The sequence below is a fragment of the Agrobacterium sp. MS2 genome (assembly GCF_003261015.1).
Classification (GTDB): domain Bacteria; phylum Pseudomonadota; class Alphaproteobacteria; order Rhizobiales; family Rhizobiaceae; genus Agrobacterium; species Agrobacterium pusense.
Genome location: NZ_QLNF01000084.1, coordinates 516869 through 534712 on the forward strand (window position 1 = coordinate 516869; position 17844 = coordinate 534712).

Genomic DNA, 17844 nt, shown 5'->3' on the forward strand with positions numbered 1-17844 from the left:
ACCCCTTTTGTTTCACGCTTTTCGGTGGCCGAACCGGCCGCCGCCCCATCCACGGCGGCGAATCGGCGCCTGAAGCGCAACACCTGCGTGCATACGTTAACTTTAGATTGATATTTGCCTAGACACGGCTACATTTCGGATGACTTTTTAGGGTAAATGAATTATTAATCGTTCATATAAATTAAATTTCTTCTATCAAAATAAGTTTTTCAGGATCCTATATTATGTTGGGTACTAAAGGCTCATCCCATGCCGTTTTTTTCGGCGATCCCTATTCCTCGGCCATCACTTTCGAGACACCGGAAACGCAGCCCTGCATTTTTGAGAAACGGGTATCTCCACTACAACGCGGCCAGTTCGCGCTCAAAAGAACGATGGACATTGCGGGGGCGTCCATCGCCCTCGTCGCACTGGCTCCCGTCCTGCTGACGGTGGCAGCGCTCGTCAAGCTCGACAGCCGCGGGCCGGTCCTGTTCTCGCAGGTCCGCTGGGGCATGAATGGACGGAAGATTCGCGTCTATAAATTTCGCTCAATGAGAACAGACATGTGCGACGCCACCGGCGTGGCGCAAACAGTGAAGAATGACCCGAGAATAACCCGCATCGGCGCCATTCTCCGGCGCACGAATATTGATGAGCTGCCACAGCTCATCAATGTGCTCAAGGGTGACATGTCGCTGGTCGGACCGCGCTGCCATGCCATCGGCATGCTGGCGGCCGGCCGTCTCTACGAGGAGCTGGTTCCGCACTATCACCTGCGGCACCGGATGCGGCCAGGCATCACGGGACTTGCCCAGATGCGGGGCCTGCGCGGGCCGACGGATCGCAGCGACAAGGCAAGGGCACGCATCGTATCCGATCTTTATTATGTCGAAAATTTTTCGGTCTGGCTGGATGTCAGGATCATGGTCGGAACGGTGATTTCCGAGTTGCGGGGCGGCAAGGGCTTCTGATCTTCAAGAGGCAAGGCAAGATTGCAAAAAGAAAAGCCCGGCATCTCTGCCGGGCTTTTCTCATGAACTGTCGTCACCTTCAATTTGTCGGCGCGGGAGCTGCAGCCGGGTCCGGCAGCGGCGCCGGGTTCGCAGACAGCGTGCGGAGATAGGCAATAAGATCTGCTCTTTCCGTTTCTTTCTTCACACCCGCAAAGCCCATGGCCGTGCCTGGAACGTGCTTTTTCGGAGCTTCGAGAAAATAGTTGAGATGATCGTAATCCCAGTGCTCGGATCCACCCTTCGAGAAATCCTTCATCGCTGCGGAGTAGCTGAAACCTTCGTGGCTGGCGATCGGCCGGTTGACGACATCGAAGAGATTGGGGCCGACCTTGTTTGCACCACCACTCTCTCCGGTATGACAGCTCGTACATTTCTTGAAGACCGCTTCGCCCTTGGCGGCGTCCGCGCTGGCGAGCAACTGTGCGATCGGGGTGGCCGCAGCCGCCGCTTCTCCGCCGCCCGTTCCGCCGCTGCTTTCTTCCGCGACGATGGCGTAACCTTCCTTTTCGGGCGCGGGCGCATGGAAAATGCCCTCGGACGCAATCGACACCGACATCAGGACGAATACTGTACCCAGAAACGCCCCAACGCCCATATTAACATAAGAATTCATCTAAACGCGCTCCCTCGCATCCGCTCAATATAACGGGCATCTTGAAATTGCTCGAAAGCTATGGCTTTTGCACAGCCTGCGCAACTTGAATAATGCTCCCCACACCGTGACGTTTTGACACTTTTCGGGCGGGATTTGAAGGGTGTCGGATGAATAATCGGGATTTCGAGAAAGCTGTCGTCCTCATACCGGCGCGAATGGCCTCCACGCGCCTGCCCGGCAAGCCGCTTGCCGACATTGGTGGCAAGCCGATGATCGTGCAGGTTGCGCAGCGGGCACGTGAGGCCGGCGCGGAGCGAATCGTCGTCGCGGTCGATGACGAACAGGTATTTTCGGCGGTTCAGAATGCCGGTTTCGACGTGATGATGACGCGTGACGACCATCAATCCGGTTCGGATCGCATTTTCGAAGCGCTGCAGAAGGCCGACCCCTATGGCAAGGCGGAATATGTCATCAATGTTCAGGGCGACCTTCCAACCATCGAGGCGGAAACTATACGCGCCTCGTTGCGCCCGCTGGAGAACGCCGCCGTCGACATTGCGACACTGACGGTCGAAATCACCGACGAGGAAGAAAAAACCAATCCGAACGTAGTGAAAGTTGTGGGCAGCCCACTTTCCGAAACACGTCTGCGCGCGCTTTATTTCACCCGCACCACCGCGCCTTACGGCGAGGGGCCGCTTTATCATCATATCGGGCTTTACACGTATCGCCGTGCTGCGCTCGAGACATTCGTGAGTCTACCGCCCTCACCGCTGGAAAAGCGCGAGCGGCTGGAGCAGCTGCGTGCTCTCGAAGCGGGCATGCGCATTGATGCCGAGATCGTCCGCTCCGTGCCGCTCGGTGTCGATACGCCGCACGATCTCGAAAAAGCCCGCAAAATTCTTGCAAGCAGAACCCTTTAACGGACAGTCCCATGAGCTTGATCACCAATCGCATTGCCTTTCAGGGCGAATTCGGCGCGAACTCCGACATGGCCTGCCGCGACATGTTTCCGAACATGGAACCATTGCCGTGTCCGACATTCGAGGATGCGTTCAACGCCATTGAAAACGGCGAAGCCGATCTCGGCATGATCCCGATCGAAAACACTCTGGCCGGCCGCGTGGCGGATATTCATCACCTGCTGCCGGAATCGCGCCTGCATATCATCGGCGAATATTTCATGCCGATCCGCTTTCAGCTGATGGTGATGCCGGGCGTGAAAAAGGACGAAATCCGCACCGTCCACAGCCACATCCACGCACTTGGCCAGTGCCGCAAGATCATTCGTTCCAACGGCTGGAAACCCGTCATCGCCGGCGATACGGCAGGATCGGCAAGGCTCGTTTCCGAAACGGGCGACCGCAGCATGGCGGCGCTTGCGCCGCGTCTTGCCGCCAGCCTTTACGGTCTCGATATTCTCGCCGAGAATGTCGAGGATTCGGAAAACAACGTCACGCGCTTCGTAGTGCTTTCCCGCGATGAAAACTGGGCCAAGCGCCAGTCGAGCGAAGAAATCGTCGTCACGACCTTCGTTTTCAACGTCCGCAACATTCCCGCGGCACTCTACAAGGCCATGGGTGGCTTTGCGACGAACGGCATCAATATGACGAAGCTCGAAAGCTACCAGCTCGGCGGCAAATTCGTGGCGACGCAATTTTATGCCGACATTGAAGGCCATCCCGATGACGAACCCGTGCGGCATGCGCTGGACGAGCTGCGCTTCTTCTCTGAAAAAGTCCGCATTCTCGGCGTCTACAAGGGCCATGCGATGCGCGGCAAGCTCAACCAGAGCTGAGCCTGCCGCGATTTCCTACTTCGGCCATTCCACCCAGTCGCGCATCAGGCGATGCGCGATGGCTCCCATAGGCGGCGCAGAAAGACCTTCGCCCGCCGGGGCCTCCAGCATCTTTGCCACCTCTTCCCGCGTGAACCAGCGGCAATCCTCAAGCTCGACCTCGTCGCGTGCGATCTCAAAAGACAACGCCTCGGCATAACAGCCGATCATCAGCGTATGCGGCATCGGCCAAGGCTGGGAGGCGTGATAACGGACGCGGCCGATTTCGACACCGGATTCCTCGTGCGTTTCACGGCGAACAGCCTGTTCGATGGTCTCGCCCGGTTCCACAAAACCGGCGAGGCACGAATACATGCCCGGCGCAAAATGCGCTCCGCGGCCAAGCAGGCACAGATCGCGCTCGATATCGATCGTCATCATGATGACGACGGGATCGGTGCGTGGAAAAATAGTGTGGCTGCAGGCGGCGCAGATGCGCTTGTAGCCGCCGATTCGCAGCTCCATGGCCCCACCGCATTTCCCGCAAAAGCGGTTGTCGGCGTTCCAATGTGTGAGGCTGACGGCCTGGGCGACCTCACTCAGCAATTCCTCTTCCAGCAGGTGATCGCGATACAGCGTGCGGGCGTCGGCGAGTTTGTAGTGGCTCGCCAGCTGGTCTTCGGCCACGGCAACCGGAACGGCGATTCGCGGTTCGCCAGTCTCCCGATATCCAAGCAGGACGGCATTGTCGAAATCCGGCTGCAACTCGGCCAGCTCATAGGCGGAAAACAGGGGGTCGATGACCTGTTCGTCATGCTTCAGGACAAGCCGGCTGCCCGAAAAGGCAAAAATATGGGTGCCGTCGACTTTCAGGGCATCGGCAACGCATTCCTCCGTCCGCTTTTCCGCGAAACGATCGAGGGCGTTTTTGGAAAAGGCCGTCAGCAGGCTTGCTTCGGGATGGGGGGCAGTGGTTTCAAAAATTTTCATGGAAATCATCAGAGTGCGCCGGAGATTTTTTTCATCAAAGTTTCCTTTTCGCCCGCGGCATAAGGCACGGGCGTCCCGTGACCCCAGATGGGACCGGGCCAGCAGGTGTCGCCTTCATTGCGGGCGATAATATGGACATGCAGTTGCCGGACGATGTTGCCCAGAGCGCCCACATTGATCTTGGTGGCCGCGGTAATTTCTTTCAAGGCGGACGCGACAAGATTGGTCTCGAATGTCAGCACGGCCTGATCAAGCGGAGTAAGATCGAACAGCTCGCTGACGCCCTCTCGCTGCGGCACCAGCACCAGCCATGGCCAGCGGCTGTCATTTTGCAAACGCAGTTCACATAGCCCCAAACGCGTCACGAGCACGCTATCGCGCGCCAGTCTTTCGTCCAGCTGGAATGTCTCCAAGGTGTCCTCCATGTTTGTTTTCATTGTGATAGCAGTTTTTTGAATGCTTGGCTTGCATTTGCTGTCGATATTGCCGATATGTGGCCCCGGGAGGTTGGTGGTGGACGAGCCACTCGCCAACCGGGTCAGGTCCGGAAGGAAGCAGCCCTAACGAGCCCGGCACGGGTCGCCGTGCCAGCCTCCCACCTTTTAAAAGACGTGCTCAGCTTTCGCCGGGCCAGTTCAGCGCCCCAAGACAAACTGGCAAAACAAACTGGCGAGGCGATGAACGACAGCGTACCCACCACATCAAGCGAATCCCAGGTCGGGACCGGCTATCGGGTACTGGCGCGCAAATATCGCCCGAAGGATTTTTCCGATCTGATGGTCGGACAGGAGCCGATGGTCCGCACGCTGACAAACGCGTTCGAGACCGGACGTATTGCGCAGGCCTATATGCTGACCGGCGTCCGCGGCGTGGGCAAAACGACCACGGCCCGCATTCTCGCCCGAGCGCTGAATTACAAAACCGACACCATCGACAAGCCGACCATCGATCTGCGCATTCCCGGTGAACATTGTCAGGCGATCATGGAAGGTCGCCATGTCGACGTGATCGAGATGGATGCCGCCTCCCATACCGGCATCGACGATATTCGCGAAATCATCGAACAGGTGCGTTATCGCCCTGTCTCGGCGCGTTATAAGGTCTATATCATCGACGAAGTGCACATGCTGTCGACGCAGGCTTTCAACGGCCTGCTCAAGACGCTGGAAGAGCCGCCGGAGCATGTGAAGTTCATCTTCGCCACAACGGAAATCCGCAAGGTTCCGATCACGGTTCTGTCACGATGCCAGCGTTTCGACCTGCGCCGCATCAGCGCCGCCGATCTCGTCGGCCTTTTTACCGCCATCGCCGGCAAGGAAGGTTTCGAAGCCGAACCGCAGGCGCTTTCGATGATCGCCCGCGCGGCGGAAGGGTCTGCCCGTGACGGCCTGTCGCTGCTCGATCAGGCAATCGCCCATGGTGGTGGCCGGGTGGAAGCTGAAGCGGTACGCGGCATGCTCGGTCTTGCCGACCGGGCCCGCATCGTCGATCTCTTCCAGCACGTCGTCAAAGGCGATGTCGCGGCCGCTCTGTCGGAATTCAACGGTCAATATGAGGCGGGCGCGAACCCGGTTGTGGTCCTTAACGATCTCGCCGATTTCACCCATCTCGTGACCCGCATGAAATATGTGCCGGATGCAGCGGAAGATCCCTCGCTTTCTGAAATAGAGCGCGTGCGCGGTGCGGAATTTGCCGACACGATTGCGGTCACCGCGCTTTCGCGCATCTGGCAGATGTTGCTGAAGGGCATACCGGAAACGGAAAACGCCTCGCGCCCGGCCGGTGCTGCCGAAATGGTTCTCATCCGGCTGGCGCACGCTGCCAATCTTCCCGCACCCGAAGATGCTGCCCGGCGCTTGCTGGAGCTTTCGAACGGTGACGGGGGTTACGCCAATGGCGGACCTTCCGGCGGCGGCAATGGCGGCGGTGCGCGTGCCTATTCGTCAGCACAGACCGTGGCCGCGGGACGACCTGTCGATCTTCCCACCCAGCGCCAGGCAACGCCACAGACCTCCGCCATACTGCGCGCCATTCCAGATAGCCGCCCGCAGGAGATGCAGGTCGCAGCACCGAAAACGGAGGAGCGGCCGGAGCCGAAAGTTCCCGTCAGTTCCGTGCAGGATATTGCCGATCTGTGTCAGAAGAACCGCGATCCCGTCATGCGGGCGAAAGTGCGCAACTTTGTACGGCTGGTACGGCTGGAGCCCGGCCGGCTCGATATGCGCCTCGGGGAAGGTGCCCCCGGCTCCCTGCCCGGCGAACTTGGCGTCAAGCTCAAGGAATGGACCGGCATCCACTGGATCATCAGCCTCAGCAAGGAGCAGGGGGAACCGACCCTTGTCGAGGCTGAGGGCAACGCACGGGACGCGCGTCTTGTCGATGCACGCCAGGACCCTGATGTGGCTGCCATCCTGGCGCAGTTTCCCGGCGCAAAAATTACCGACGTGCGCATCCGCGCTGCCGTACAGGATGAGGCTGAAGAGATCGCGCCGCCATCGGTTGCCGAATCGAGCGAAGGCGACATCCTTCCCGGCGACGACATCGAGTTTTAAACAAAAAGAACAGGAGATTGGCACATGCGTGACATCATGGGCATGATGGGCAAGGTCAAGGAAATGCAGGCCAAGATGGAGAAGGTGCAGGAAGAAATCGCTGCGCTCGAAATCGAGGGGCGTGCTGGCGGCGGTCTGGTAACCGTCATTCTGAACGGCAAGGGCGAAATGCGCGGCCTGAAAATCGATCCCTCGCTGTTGAAGGAAGACGAGGTGGAAATCCTTGAGGACCTGATCGTCGCAGCGCATAAGGACGCCAAGCAGAAAGGCGAAGCGCAGGCGCAGGAAAAGATGGCTGGGCTGACCGCCGGCCTGCCGCTGCCGCCCGGCATGAAGCTGCCGTTCTGATATAACCGATCTGAAGAGAGGGCGAAGCGCATGGAGCGGGCGCCCTCCTTGTCCCATGGCCGGCTTCAAGCTTCCAGCATTGCGCGAAACCGGCTCGCCAGCGGCGTTTCCAGAAAGGCCCGGCGTTCGGCTGCGTGGAGCTGCATGGGGCGAAAGCGCTGCAGAATGGTCGGTATTGGCAGCTTCAATCCTCGATAGGGTTTGAATACGATATCCTCCCCGGCAGCCAACATGCCGCCTTTCAGCACCCGGCAGTACAATCCCGGTTGGCCCGCCCGACGGAAACGCAGTGCGAAATCGGGATCGCCGATGCGAACCGACAGGGTGGCGCAGGGAATGCGGGCGGCGGTCACTTCCAGCTCAACGTCATTTGCCGAGAACCTGTCGCCAACGTGGAGTTTTGCGCTGTCGACACCATCAAGAACGAGGTTCTCACCAAAAAACCCGGGTTCGACCGCAAAGCCCAGAGAGCGGGACCAGAAGTCGAGATCGGCGGAGCCCATGACGTAAATCGCCTGATCCGGCCCGCCGTGATGTTTGCGATTGCAGACGGCGTCACTGACGATGCCTTCCGCATCGACCATGACGGGACCCTGCACGGCGTGTTTGAAGATGCCCGTCTTCGTGGTCTTTCCCGGCAGCCTTTTCGCCTCGCCCCGGCACACCGCCCTGATTTTCATGAACAACCCTTTGCGCTTCATGATTCCCGTTTCCCGATTTATGCAGTAGAAAGCGCTCATGGCAAAACGAGTCACCGGCCCCGAAATCGAAAAACTGATCCAGCTCCTGGCAAAAGTGCCGGGGCTTGGGCCCCGCTCGGCGCGGCGGGCAGCACTGCATCTCATCAAGAAGAAGGAACAGCTTCTCGGGCCGCTGGGCCATGCCATGGGCGAGGCCTATGACAAGGTGAAGATCTGCTCCTGCTGCGGCAACGTCGATACGACAGACCCCTGCACCGTCTGCGCCGACGACCGGCGCGACCAGTCGGTCATCATCGTGGTGGAAGATGTGTCTGATCTCTGGGCGCTGGAGCGGACGGGTGCGATGAACACTGCCTATCACGTGCTGGGGGGCACTCTGTCGCCGCTCGACGGGGTCGGGCCGGAGGACCTGAACATCAAGGGCCTGATCGACCGCGTGAGCGCCGGCGGCATCCGCGAGCTCATCATCGCCGTCAATGCGACGGTGGAAGGGCAGGCAACCGCCCATTACATCACCGACCGCCTCTCCGGTCTCGACATCAAGATCACCCGGCTTGCGCATGGCGTGCCGGTGGGCGGTGAACTCGATTATCTCGACGAGGGCACTTTGACGGCCGCGCTTCGGGCGCGAACGACAATCTGAAGTCCCCCTCTCCCCGTCATTCAAAGAGGAGACCGAATGCGAAACCGTTTTGCCCCGAAGGCACTGGCTGCCTTCCTTTCCGTTTTTTCAGCAACGACGGCGTTGGCGCAATCGGCACCGACAGGAGCAGCAGCAGCCCGATATGATGCCGAATTTAATGCCTGGCTGAAAAAGGAAATCTGGCCGGAAGCGCGCAAGGCCGGCATTTCGCAAAGGACGCTTGAGGCCACGCTCAGCGGTCTCTCCATCAGCTGGAACCTGCCCGATCTCGTCATTCCCGGCCAGAAGCCGCCAAAGGAGCAGAGCCAGAGCCAGGCGGAATTTTCCTCGCCCGGCGCCTATTTCTCGGAAAAGCGGCTGCAGGGTCTTGCCGCTACCGGGCGTTCGCTTGCTTCCACCCACCGGGCGACGCTGCGCCGGATAGAGGCGAAATACGGTGTGCCGGGTGATATCGTCGTTGCGATCTGGGGCCGCGAATCCGGTTTCGGCCGAGCCAAGCTGCCGCATTCCGTGGTCGATGTGCTGGCCACAAAAGCCTATATGTCTACCCGCAAGGAGATGTTTCGCGCCGAGTTGATCGATGCGCTGAAGATCGTCGAGAGTGGCGATATCGCGGCCTCTCGCATGATGGGCTCCTGGGCCGGCGCGCTCGGCCAGCCGCAATTCATGCCGTCGAGCTATCTGAAGTATGCCGTGGACTTTGATGGCGACGGCCACCGCGACATCTGGAACTCCGTGCCGGACGCGTTGGCATCCATAGCTAACTATCTTTCTCAGCGTGGCTGGCAACGCAATCGCGACTGGGGTTTCGAAGTCTCGATCCCCGCCAATGTTTCCTGCGCGCAGGAAGGGCCTGATCTCGCACGACCTGTGGCGGACTGGGCGAAAATGGGCATCACGCGCATTTCCGGAAAAGCCTTCCCGGCCAATGACCTCTCTGCAGATGGCATGATGCTGGTCCCGGCTGGGCGACACGGGCCGGAATTTGTGGTGACGCCGAATTTCTACGTCATCAAGGAATATAATAATTCCGATCTCTATGCGCTTTTCATCGGCAATCTCGCCGACCGTATCGCCCACGGCGCGGGGCCGTTCCAGGGGGAATGGGGCAATGTCGGATCGATGCTGCGCTCGGATGTTTTAGCGATGCAGAAGGCGTTGGTTGCCAAGGGCTATGATGTCGGCAAGGCAGATGGCCTCGCAGGTTTCAAGACGCGCCGCTCACTCGGGGACTGGCAGTTGAAAAACGGGCTCGCTCCAACCTGCTTTCCCGATGCGACGTTGAAGGCGAAGCTGAAGTAGCGTTGCTGGCAGCGTGTGAAAACCTCTCCTCCGTCATGGTCGGGCCTGTCCCGAGCATCTGCAACCGATTGATTTAATGATAGGTGTTTTGATCCTCGGGACAGGCCAGAGGATGACGGGGAGTGTGTGGGAAGGGCATCGCCACTCACTTATCCATCGTCTCTCAATGCTGATCGGTATGAGGCTTGTGAAAGATATCGTCGGTCGGCGGGATGGTCTGCCGTTCGATCATCCGGTGCACCCGTGGCCGCGTCTTGCCGCGGTGAAGCTCCAGCAGCCGGTCCCAGGCCTCTGCATCTGCCTGGGTGCGGCGGTGATTATGGCGGACATATTCCACCCAGGTCGGCACATGGTAACTTTCCGTCCAGATGTCGGGGTTTTCGAGATCCCGCATCAGGTTCCAGTTGCGCGCGCCGTCACGAATTCGAATGCGGCGGCGCTCGGCCATCAGCGGCAGGAATTCGCCGAGATCCTCGTCATGGATTTCATAATCGATGAGGATGGCGATGGGGCCGCTGCGCGGCTTGATGTCCAGTCTCAGCGGCGGCTCCACGAAACGGTTGAGCGGATCGAGATTAAGCGAGGCAAAGGCTGGCATGGCGAGCTTGAGGCCGACGACGACGCCAAGCAGCATCAGTGCGCAGGAACAGAGCAGCGAATAGGAAATGCCGTAATCTTCCGCCAGCTCACCCCACAGCCAGCTGCCGACCGCAATGCCGCCGAAGGTGAGCGTCTGGTAAAGCGAGAGCGCCCTGCCAACCACCCATCGCGGGGTGGAGAGCTGGACAATGGTATTGAAGAGCGACAGTGCCAGCACCCAGCAGGCGCCGGCAACGGTCAAGACCAGTGACGTGATGATCGCGCTCGTGCTCACCGCCGTTACGCCGGCGCTGAAGGCGAAGCCTAGAAATGCGACGCGCACGATCCATTCGCTGGACAGCACCTCGCGCAATCTCGCGCTGATCAGCGCACCGCCAATCGCGCCGACGCCGAAGGCACCCAGCATGACGCCATAGGTCAGCGGGCCGCCCTCCACCAGGTCGCGGGCGACGATGGGCATCAAGGCGAGGATGGCGCTGGCTGAAAGGCCGAAAAGGAAGCCGCGCACCAGCACCTTGCCGATATTGGGCGACATCGCCACATAACGCATGCCGGCCGAAATGGCGGCCAAAAGCTGCTCCCGCGGCAGGGTCGAGGGATATTTGGGCGGCTGCCAGCGAAACAGGGCGTAGATCAGCGTGAAATAGCTCAGCGCATTCACGAAAAATGCGGCGGCCGCACCGGCGGCGGCGACGATGATACCGCCGATGGCCGGGCCGACACTGCGGGTAATATTGAAGCCGACACTGTTCAGCGTGACGGCGGCGGGCAAATCCTCGCGCGGCACCATTTCACCGACGGAGGCCTGCCAGGACGGATTGTTGAGGGCCGTGCCACAGCCGATCATAAAGGTGAAGAAGAGCAGCAGCCAGGGCGTGAGCCAGCCGGACCAGGCAAAGACCGTCAGCAGCACGGACGCCGTCAGCATCAGCAGCTGCGCCGAAATCATGATGCGGCGGCGGTCGAAACTATCGGCCAGCGCGCCTGAAATCAGCGAGAACAGCATGATCGGCAAAGAGGTGGAGGCCTGCACCAGCGCGATCATGTTTTCCGAACTGGAGAGCGACGTCATCATCCATGCGGCGCCCACCGCCTGGATCAATCCGCCGAAATTCGAGGCAAGGCTCGCGATCCAGATTCGTCTGTAAGTCAAATGCCTTAAAGGCGCGAGTGGCGATTTACGGTCAGGCACGCTCTGTCCACTTGATGCAACTGCAATTTATCAAACGGCAACTATAGACAGTGCCGAAAATCATGCCAGCCTTTCCCGCACGGGAAGGGTGAAAATATGGCCGAGGGCGCAGCGGAAGCGACTCTACCCGCGAAAACCTTGCAATCCTGCACCGATGGGTCTATATGACCACTGAAATTCTTGATCGCTTGATGAAGAGTGGGGCCGCAAGGCTCCGCTCTTTTTCGTTAGGCGGACCGGAAACAGAGGGCTGAAAGCCCGGCGACAATCCAAAACCGGAAGGCCAGATGGCAGACACCGCACACGAACCGCGACTTATAACCGAAACCGGCATCGACCAGCGTATTGCCGAGATCATCGAACCCGTTCTGACGGGTATGGGCTATGTTCTGGTGCGCGTGCGGCTTTCCAATCAGAACGGCATGACGCTGCAGGTGATGGCGGAACGGGAAGACGGCACGATGACCGTTGAGGACTGTGAAGCCATTTCCATGGCCATTTCACCGGTTCTTGATGTGGAAGATCCGGTCGATAAAGCGTATCATCTTGAAGTTTCCTCGCCCGGCATCGACCGGCCGATGGTTCGCAAATCGGATTTCACCCGTTGGCAGGGCCATCTGGTGAAGGTCGAAACCTCCATTCTGGTCGAGAACCGCAAGCGGTTTCGCGGCAAGATCGTTGAGGTTGATGCTGACGGTTTCAAGCTGGAACGCGACCAGATCGCTTATGGCGAAGAGCCGACAGTCGTTATTCCGTTCACTGCGCTTTCCGATGCGAAGCTCATTCTGACGGACGACCTTATTCGTGATGCGCTGCGGGCAGACAAGGCGGCCAAGGCCGCTGCCGCAAACCAGAACGACGAAAACGAAGCAGACGAAGACTAATTCCAACGTAAAGCCCGGAAAACGGGCGATCCCCGCAATTATGCGACTTACGGAGATAAAAAAATGGCAGTGAGTGCTAACCGGCTTGAGCTTCTGCAGATCGCCGATGCTGTGGCGCGCGAAAAGGTCATCGACCGCGAAATCGTGCTTGCCGCAATGGCCGACGCTATCCAGAAAGCCGCCCGCTCGCGCTATGGTTCGGAAACCAATATCCGCGCCGACATCAACTCCAAGACCGGCGAAATCCGCCTGCAGCGTCTTCTGGAAGTTGTCGAAGCGGCTGAGGACTATTCGACCCAGATCCCGCTGGAGCTTGCCCGCGACCGCAACCCGGACGCCAAGCTCGGCGACTTCATTGCAGATCCGCTGCCGCCAATGGATTTCGGCCGTATCGCCGCCCAGTCCGCCAAGCAGGTCATCGTGCAGAAGGTGCGCGAGGCCGAGCGTGACCGCCAGTATGACGAGTTCAAGGACCGTATCGGCGAAATCGTCAACGGCACCGTCAAGCGCGTCGAATACGGCAACGTCATCGTCGATCTCGGCCGTGGCGAAGGCATTATCCGTCGTGACGAGATGATCCCGCGCGAAAACATGCGCTACGGCGATCGCGTACGCGCCTACGTCTACGACGTTCGCCGCGAACAGCGTGGCCCGCAGATTTTCCTGTCGCGTACCCATCCGCAGTTCATGGTGAAGCTCTTCACCATGGAAGTGCCTGAGATCTACGACGGCATCATCCAGATCAAGTCGGTTGCCCGTGATCCTGGCTCACGCGCCAAGATTGCCGTCATCTCGAACGATAGCTCGATCGACCCGGTCGGCGCCTGCGTCGGTATGCGCGGTTCGCGCGTTCAGGCCGTCGTCGGCGAACTCCAGGGTGAGAAGATCGACATCATTCCATGGAGCCAGGAGCCGGCGTCGTTCATCGTCAATGCCCTGCAGCCGGCGGAAGTCGCCAAGGTCGTTCTGGATGAAGAATCCGAGCGTATCGAAGTGGTCGTTCCCGACGAGCAGCTGTCGCTCGCCATCGGCCGCCGCGGTCAGAACGTGCGTCTGGCATCGCAGCTGACCGGCTGGGACATCGACATCATGACCGAGCAGGAAGAATCCGAGCGTCGCCAGAAGGAATTCAACGAGCGTACGGCCCTGTTCATGGAAGCGCTCGACGTCGACGAAATGGTCGGCCAGGTTCTGGCTTCGGAGGGCTTCGCGCAGGTTGAAGAACTGGCTTATGTCGATCTCGACGAAATCTCCTCGATCGATGGCTTCGACGAAGACACCGCCGATGAAATCCAGACCCGCGCCCGCGAATATCTGGAACGCCTGGAAGCCGAAATGGACGCCAAGCGCAAGGAACTCGGCGTTTCCGACGAATTGCGCCAGATCGACGGCCTGACCTCGCAGATGATGGTTGCGCTCGGCGAAGACGGCATCAAGACCATCGAAGACTTTGCCGGCTGCGCAGCGGACGATCTCGTTGGCTGGAGCGAGCGCAAGGACGGCGAGACGAAGAAGTTCGAAGGCATCTTCTCCAAGCTCGATGTTTCGCGCGTCGAGGCCGAGAACATGGTGGTGCAGGCTCGCCTTCTGGCAGGCTGGATCACCGCCGAAGAGCTCGCTTCCGAACAGGAAGCCGATGCGGAAGCTGCCGAGGAGGCGGATACCGCCGAGCAGGAATGACATCGCAGGCGCATGAGCCGGACGAGCTGCCCGAGACTGACGATGACGGGCGGATCAAAGGCGACGTCAATGGACGTATGTGCATTGTGACACGGCAGAGCGGATCGCCAGATGAGCTGATCCGCTTCGTCGCAGGCCCGGACGGCAACGTCGTTCCGGACCTGAAACGCCAATTGCCGGGACGCGGCTGCTGGGTGACACCCGAGCGCGCCCTGATCGAGAAAGCCATCGCGAAGAAGCTCTTCGCGCGGGCTCTGAAACGTGACGTCAAGGCCGGGCCTGAGCTTCTCGCTCTTCTCGACCGTCTGATGGCCCAGCATGTGGCTGGCATGATGAACATGGCGCGCAAGGCGGGCCAGTTCATCAGCGGCGCGACGAAGGTCGATGCTGCCGTCCGGTCCGGGAACGCGATCGCCGTGTTTCACGCGACCGACGCCGCGGCCGATGGCGTCAGAAAACTGGACCAGGCCCGCAAGGCCTGGGCACTCGGCAGCGATGCCGGCAATGAAATTCCGTCCTTCCGGCTCTTTAGCGAAGCCGAAATGGACGAGTTGATGGGCCAGAATGCTTTTATCCATGCCTGCGCGCTTGCAGGGCAGGCGGGTGAGGGTGTAGTGAAGCGCGCAACGATGCTTGAGCAGTACCGCAATGGCGGTCGGGCTCATGCGGAACGCGACGCTGCCCGGACAGAACAATGACGCGGTTGCCCGATATGAACGGTCGCCGCGTTCCGATGCAGCAATTGAACGACGAGACCTGATGAACGTCATCCGGTTCTCGTCCGAAGGAACGGGAACGGAATGACCGACAACAACGACGACAAGACACTCAACGCGCCTGCCAAGAAGACTCTTACCCTGAAGCCGGGCGGGATGAATCAGGGCACCGTGCGGCAGGATATGGGTCGAGGTCGCACCAACGCGGTTGTCGTGGAAACACGCAAGCGCCGCCCCATGCGTCCCGAAGACGAGAAGCAGGTACATTCGGCTGCGGCCCCCGCTCCGAAGCCGGCGGCTCCCGCCGCAGCAGCGCCGCGTCCACAGGCTCCGCAGCCACGCATCCACCAGCCCAGCAACCAGCAGCAGCGTCCGGGTTCTTCCCCTTCGCAGCAGCAGCGTCCCGGTTCGTCTGCGCCCCAGCAGCGCCAGCCGGAGCGTCCGCGCGGCAATGTTCTGCATGACCTTTCCGCCGGTGAAATGGAAGCCCGTCGCCGCGCACTGATGGAAGCGCAGGCCCGTGACGTCATTGAAGCCAAGCAGCGCGCCGAAGAAGAGGCTCGCCGCAAGGTGGAAGAAGAACGCCGCATTGCCGCGGAAAAGGAAGAGGCCGCCCGCCGCGCCGCCGAGGAGGCTGAAGCAGCAAAGCTCGCGGCAAGCCAGCCGGCCGCGGAAGCGAAATCCGAACCGGCCGCTGAAAAGCCGGTTTCTGCCGCTCAGCCGGCGCCGCGCGCCGAGGCTCGTCCTCAGCCCGCCGCTGCCCCTGCCCGCCCGGCCACCGAAACCGCCGCTCCGCGCGGTCGCCGCACTGACGGCGACGAGGAGGACGATCGCGGTGCACGCCGTGGTAACCTGCCAGTCCGTGGCAAGGTTGCAGCGCCGGCGCCGGCCAAGCCGGCTGCACGCCTGAAGACAGAAGAAGAACGCCGCCGTGGCAAGCTGACCGTAACCTCGTCCAACCTGGATGAAGACGGTACGCCACGTGGCCGCTCCATGGCATCCATGCGCCGCCGGCAGGAAAAGTTCCGCCGCAGCCAGATGCAGGAGACCCGTGAAAAGGTAATGCGCGAAGTGATCCTGCCGGAAACCATCACCATTCAGGAACTGTCGCAGCGCATGTCGGAACGTGCCGTCGACGTCATCAAGTTCCTGATGAAGGAAGGCCAGATGATGAAGCCGGGCGACGTGATCGACGCCGATCTGGCGGAACTGATTGCGGTCGAATTCGGCCACACCGTCAAGCGCGTTTCCGAATCCGACGTGGAAGAAGGCATCTTCAACCAGGCGGACGACGAAGGCGAAATGCTGCCGCGTCCGCCCGTCGTGACGATCATGGGTCACGTCGACCACGGCAAGACCTCGCTTCTCGACGCCATCCGTCAGGCGAACGTTGTTGCCGGCGAAGCCGGTGGCATCACCCAGCATATCGGCGCCTATCAGGTCGAGAAGAACGGTCAGAAGATCACCTTCATCGACACCCCCGGCCACGCCGCCTTCACCGCCATGCGTGCCCGTGGTGCGCAGGCGACGGATATCGCCGTTCTGGTGGTTGCCGCAGACGACAGCGTGATGCCGCAGACGATCGAGTCCATCAACCACGCCAAGGCGGCGGGTGTTCCGATCGTCGTTGCGATCAACAAGATCGACAAGCACGAGGCCAACCCTGAAAAGGTTCGCCAGCAGCTTTTGCAGCACGAAGTCTTCGTGGAATCGATGGGCGGTGAAGTTCTTGACGTCGAAGTTTCGGCCAAGAACAAGCTCAACCTCGACAAGCTGCTTGAAGCGATCCTGCTGCAGGCCGAAATCCTTGACCTCAAGGCGGACCCGAACCGCACGGCGGAAGGTACGGTCATCGAAGCCGAGCTCGACCGCGGCCGCGGCGCCGTTGCCACGGTTCTGGTTCAGAAGGGCACGCTGAAGCCCGGCCAGATCATCGTTGCCGGTGATCAGTGGGGCCGTGTGCGCGCGCTCGTCAACGACAAGGGCGAACATGTCAAGGAAGCCGGTCCGGCCATGCCGGTCGAGATTCTCGGCCTTTCCGGCACGCCGTCGGCGGGTGACCGTTTCGCGGTTGTCGAAAATGAAAGCCGTGCTCGCGAGATTTCCGAGTACCGCCAGCGTCTGGCACGCGACAAGGCTGTCGCACGTCAGACCGGCCAGCGCGGTTCGCTGGAACAGATGATGAGCCAGTTGCAAACGTCGGGAATGAAGGAATTCCCGCTGGTCATCAAGGCAGACGTGCAGGGCTCGGTCGAAGCCATTATCGCTTCGCTCGACAAGCTCGGCACCGACGAAGTCCGCGCTCGTATCGTTCATTCGGGTGCTGGTGCCATCACGGAATCGGATATCTCGCTTGCCGAGGCCTCCAACGCCGCAATCATCGGCTTCAACGTTCGCGCCAATGCACAGGCACGTACGGCTTCCGAACGCGCCGGTATCGAGATCCGCTACTACAACATCATCTACGATCTGGTGGATGACGTGAAGGCGGCGATGTCGGGTCTGCTTTCGCCGGAACGTCGCGAGACCTTCCTCGGCAATGCCGAAATCCTCGAGGTGTTCAACATCACCAAGGTCGGCAAGGTCGCGGGTTGCCGTGTCGTCGAAGGCAAGGTGGAACGTGGTGCGGGTGTTCGTCTGGTTCGCGACAACGTCGTCATCCACGAAGGCAAGCTCAAGACCCTCAAGCGCTTCAAGGACGAAGTCAACGAAGTGCCTGTTGGTCAGGAATGCGGTATGGCCTTCGAAAACTACGAAGACATCCGCGCCGGCGACACCATTGAGTGCTTCCGCGTCGAACACATCACGAGAACGCTCTAAAGCATTTCCAGGAAAAGTGGACCCCCGGTTTTCCGTCCGGAAATGCGAT

General features: G+C 60.2%; 16 protein-coding genes and 1 other RNA gene. 12 read left to right on the plus strand and 5 right to left on the minus strand.

The window, feature by feature from the left end:
• Positions 1-224 precede the first annotated feature (224 nt).
• Positions 225-953 carry a sugar transferase gene (locus DOU54_RS22695; RefSeq protein WP_035206493.1) on the plus strand — a complete coding sequence of 243 codons (729 nt, stop codon included), beginning with the start codon at positions 225-227 and terminating at the stop codon, positions 951-953.
• A 79-nt stretch (positions 954-1032) separates the two neighbouring features.
• On the opposite strand, the gene DOU54_RS22700 is transcribed toward DOU54_RS22695, so the two are convergent.
• The gene (locus DOU54_RS22700) at positions 1033-1608 is read right to left on the minus strand and encodes a c-type cytochrome (protein ID WP_045533163.1); all 576 of its coding nucleotides are present in this window, start codon (positions 1606-1608) and stop codon (positions 1033-1035) included.
• Positions 1609-1757: 149 nt separating this feature from the next.
• Between DOU54_RS22700 and DOU54_RS22705 the strand changes: the two genes are divergently transcribed.
• Positions 1758-2513 (plus strand): 3-deoxy-manno-octulosonate cytidylyltransferase, encoded by a 756-nt coding sequence (locus DOU54_RS22705; protein ID WP_004439098.1) that lies wholly within the window; start codon positions 1758-1760, stop codon positions 2511-2513.
• 11 nt (positions 2514-2524) lie between these two features.
• Positions 2525-3388, plus strand: coding sequence for a prephenate dehydratase (locus tag DOU54_RS22710; protein ID WP_004439096.1), 864 nt, complete (start codon positions 2525-2527; stop codon positions 3386-3388).
• A gap of 15 nt (positions 3389-3403) precedes the next feature.
• Here DOU54_RS22710 and nudC read toward each other — a convergent pair whose 3' ends face one another.
• Both nudC and DOU54_RS22720 read right to left on the minus strand, forming a co-directional pair.
• Positions 3404-4366 carry an NAD(+) diphosphatase gene (nudC, locus tag DOU54_RS22715; protein WP_077986523.1) on the minus strand — a complete coding sequence of 321 codons (963 nt, stop codon included), beginning with the start codon at positions 4364-4366 and terminating at the stop codon, positions 3404-3406.
• Positions 4366-4794, minus strand: a complete 429-nt coding sequence (locus tag DOU54_RS22720) for an HIT domain-containing protein (RefSeq protein WP_006699828.1) — start codon at positions 4792-4794, stop codon at positions 4366-4368. Before DOU54_RS22720 ends, nudC begins: the two co-directional genes overlap by 1 nt.
• Before the next feature lie 65 nt (positions 4795-4859).
• On the opposite strand from DOU54_RS22720, the gene ffs reads away from it, so the two are divergent.
• From ffs to DOU54_RS22735, 3 genes are all read left to right on the plus strand, one after another.
• Positions 4860-4956: signal recognition particle sRNA small type (ffs, locus tag DOU54_RS22725), an RNA gene on the plus strand.
• A 78-nt stretch (positions 4957-5034) separates the two neighbouring features.
• Entirely contained in the window at positions 5035-6909 is a 1875-nt protein-coding gene (locus tag DOU54_RS22730; RefSeq protein ID WP_113380828.1) for a DNA polymerase III subunit gamma/tau, read from the plus strand.
• Positions 6910-6933: 24 nt separating this feature from the next.
• Positions 6934-7257 carry a YbaB/EbfC family nucleoid-associated protein gene (locus tag DOU54_RS22735; protein ID WP_004439084.1) on the plus strand — a complete coding sequence of 108 codons (324 nt, stop codon included), beginning with the start codon at positions 6934-6936 and terminating at the stop codon, positions 7255-7257.
• A gap of 65 nt (positions 7258-7322) precedes the next feature.
• On the opposite strand, the gene DOU54_RS22740 is transcribed toward DOU54_RS22735, so the two are convergent.
• On the minus strand, positions 7323-7958 hold the full coding sequence (locus tag DOU54_RS22740) for an MOSC domain-containing protein (protein ID WP_162749539.1): 636 nt from the start codon (positions 7956-7958) through the stop codon (positions 7323-7325).
• A 37-nt stretch (positions 7959-7995) separates the two neighbouring features.
• Between DOU54_RS22740 and recR the strand changes: the two genes are divergently transcribed.
• Positions 7996-8601: a recombination mediator RecR gene (gene recR, locus DOU54_RS22745; RefSeq protein WP_113380827.1), complete on the plus strand. Its 606-nt coding sequence runs from the start codon at positions 7996-7998 to the stop codon at positions 8599-8601.
• 36 nt (positions 8602-8637) lie between these two features.
• Positions 8638-9903, plus strand: coding sequence for a lytic murein transglycosylase (locus DOU54_RS22750; protein ID WP_113380826.1), 1266 nt, complete (start codon positions 8638-8640; stop codon positions 9901-9903).
• Positions 9904-10066: 163 nt separating this feature from the next.
• On the opposite strand, the gene DOU54_RS22755 is transcribed toward DOU54_RS22750, so the two are convergent.
• Positions 10067-11695, minus strand: a complete 1629-nt coding sequence (locus tag DOU54_RS22755) for an MFS transporter (protein ID WP_113380825.1) — start codon at positions 11693-11695, stop codon at positions 10067-10069.
• 287 nt (positions 11696-11982) lie between these two features.
• On the opposite strand from DOU54_RS22755, the gene rimP reads away from it, so the two are divergent.
• From rimP to infB, 4 genes are all read left to right on the plus strand, one after another.
• The gene (gene rimP / locus DOU54_RS22760; protein ID WP_004439068.1) at positions 11983-12579 is read left to right on the plus strand and encodes a ribosome maturation factor RimP; all 597 of its coding nucleotides are present in this window, start codon (positions 11983-11985) and stop codon (positions 12577-12579) included.
• Between the two features lie 63 nt (positions 12580-12642).
• Positions 12643-14259: a transcription termination factor NusA gene (nusA, locus tag DOU54_RS22765; protein WP_003524306.1), complete on the plus strand. Its 1617-nt coding sequence runs from the start codon at positions 12643-12645 to the stop codon at positions 14257-14259.
• Positions 14256-14957, plus strand: a complete 702-nt coding sequence (locus DOU54_RS22770; RefSeq protein WP_035206477.1) for an RNA-binding protein — start codon at positions 14256-14258, stop codon at positions 14955-14957. The genes nusA and DOU54_RS22770 overlap by 4 nt, the downstream gene beginning before the upstream one ends.
• Positions 14958-15059: 102 nt before the next feature.
• Positions 15060-17795, plus strand: coding sequence for a translation initiation factor IF-2 (gene infB, locus DOU54_RS22775; RefSeq protein WP_004439058.1), 2736 nt, complete (start codon positions 15060-15062; stop codon positions 17793-17795).
• Positions 17796-17844 lie beyond the last annotated feature (49 nt).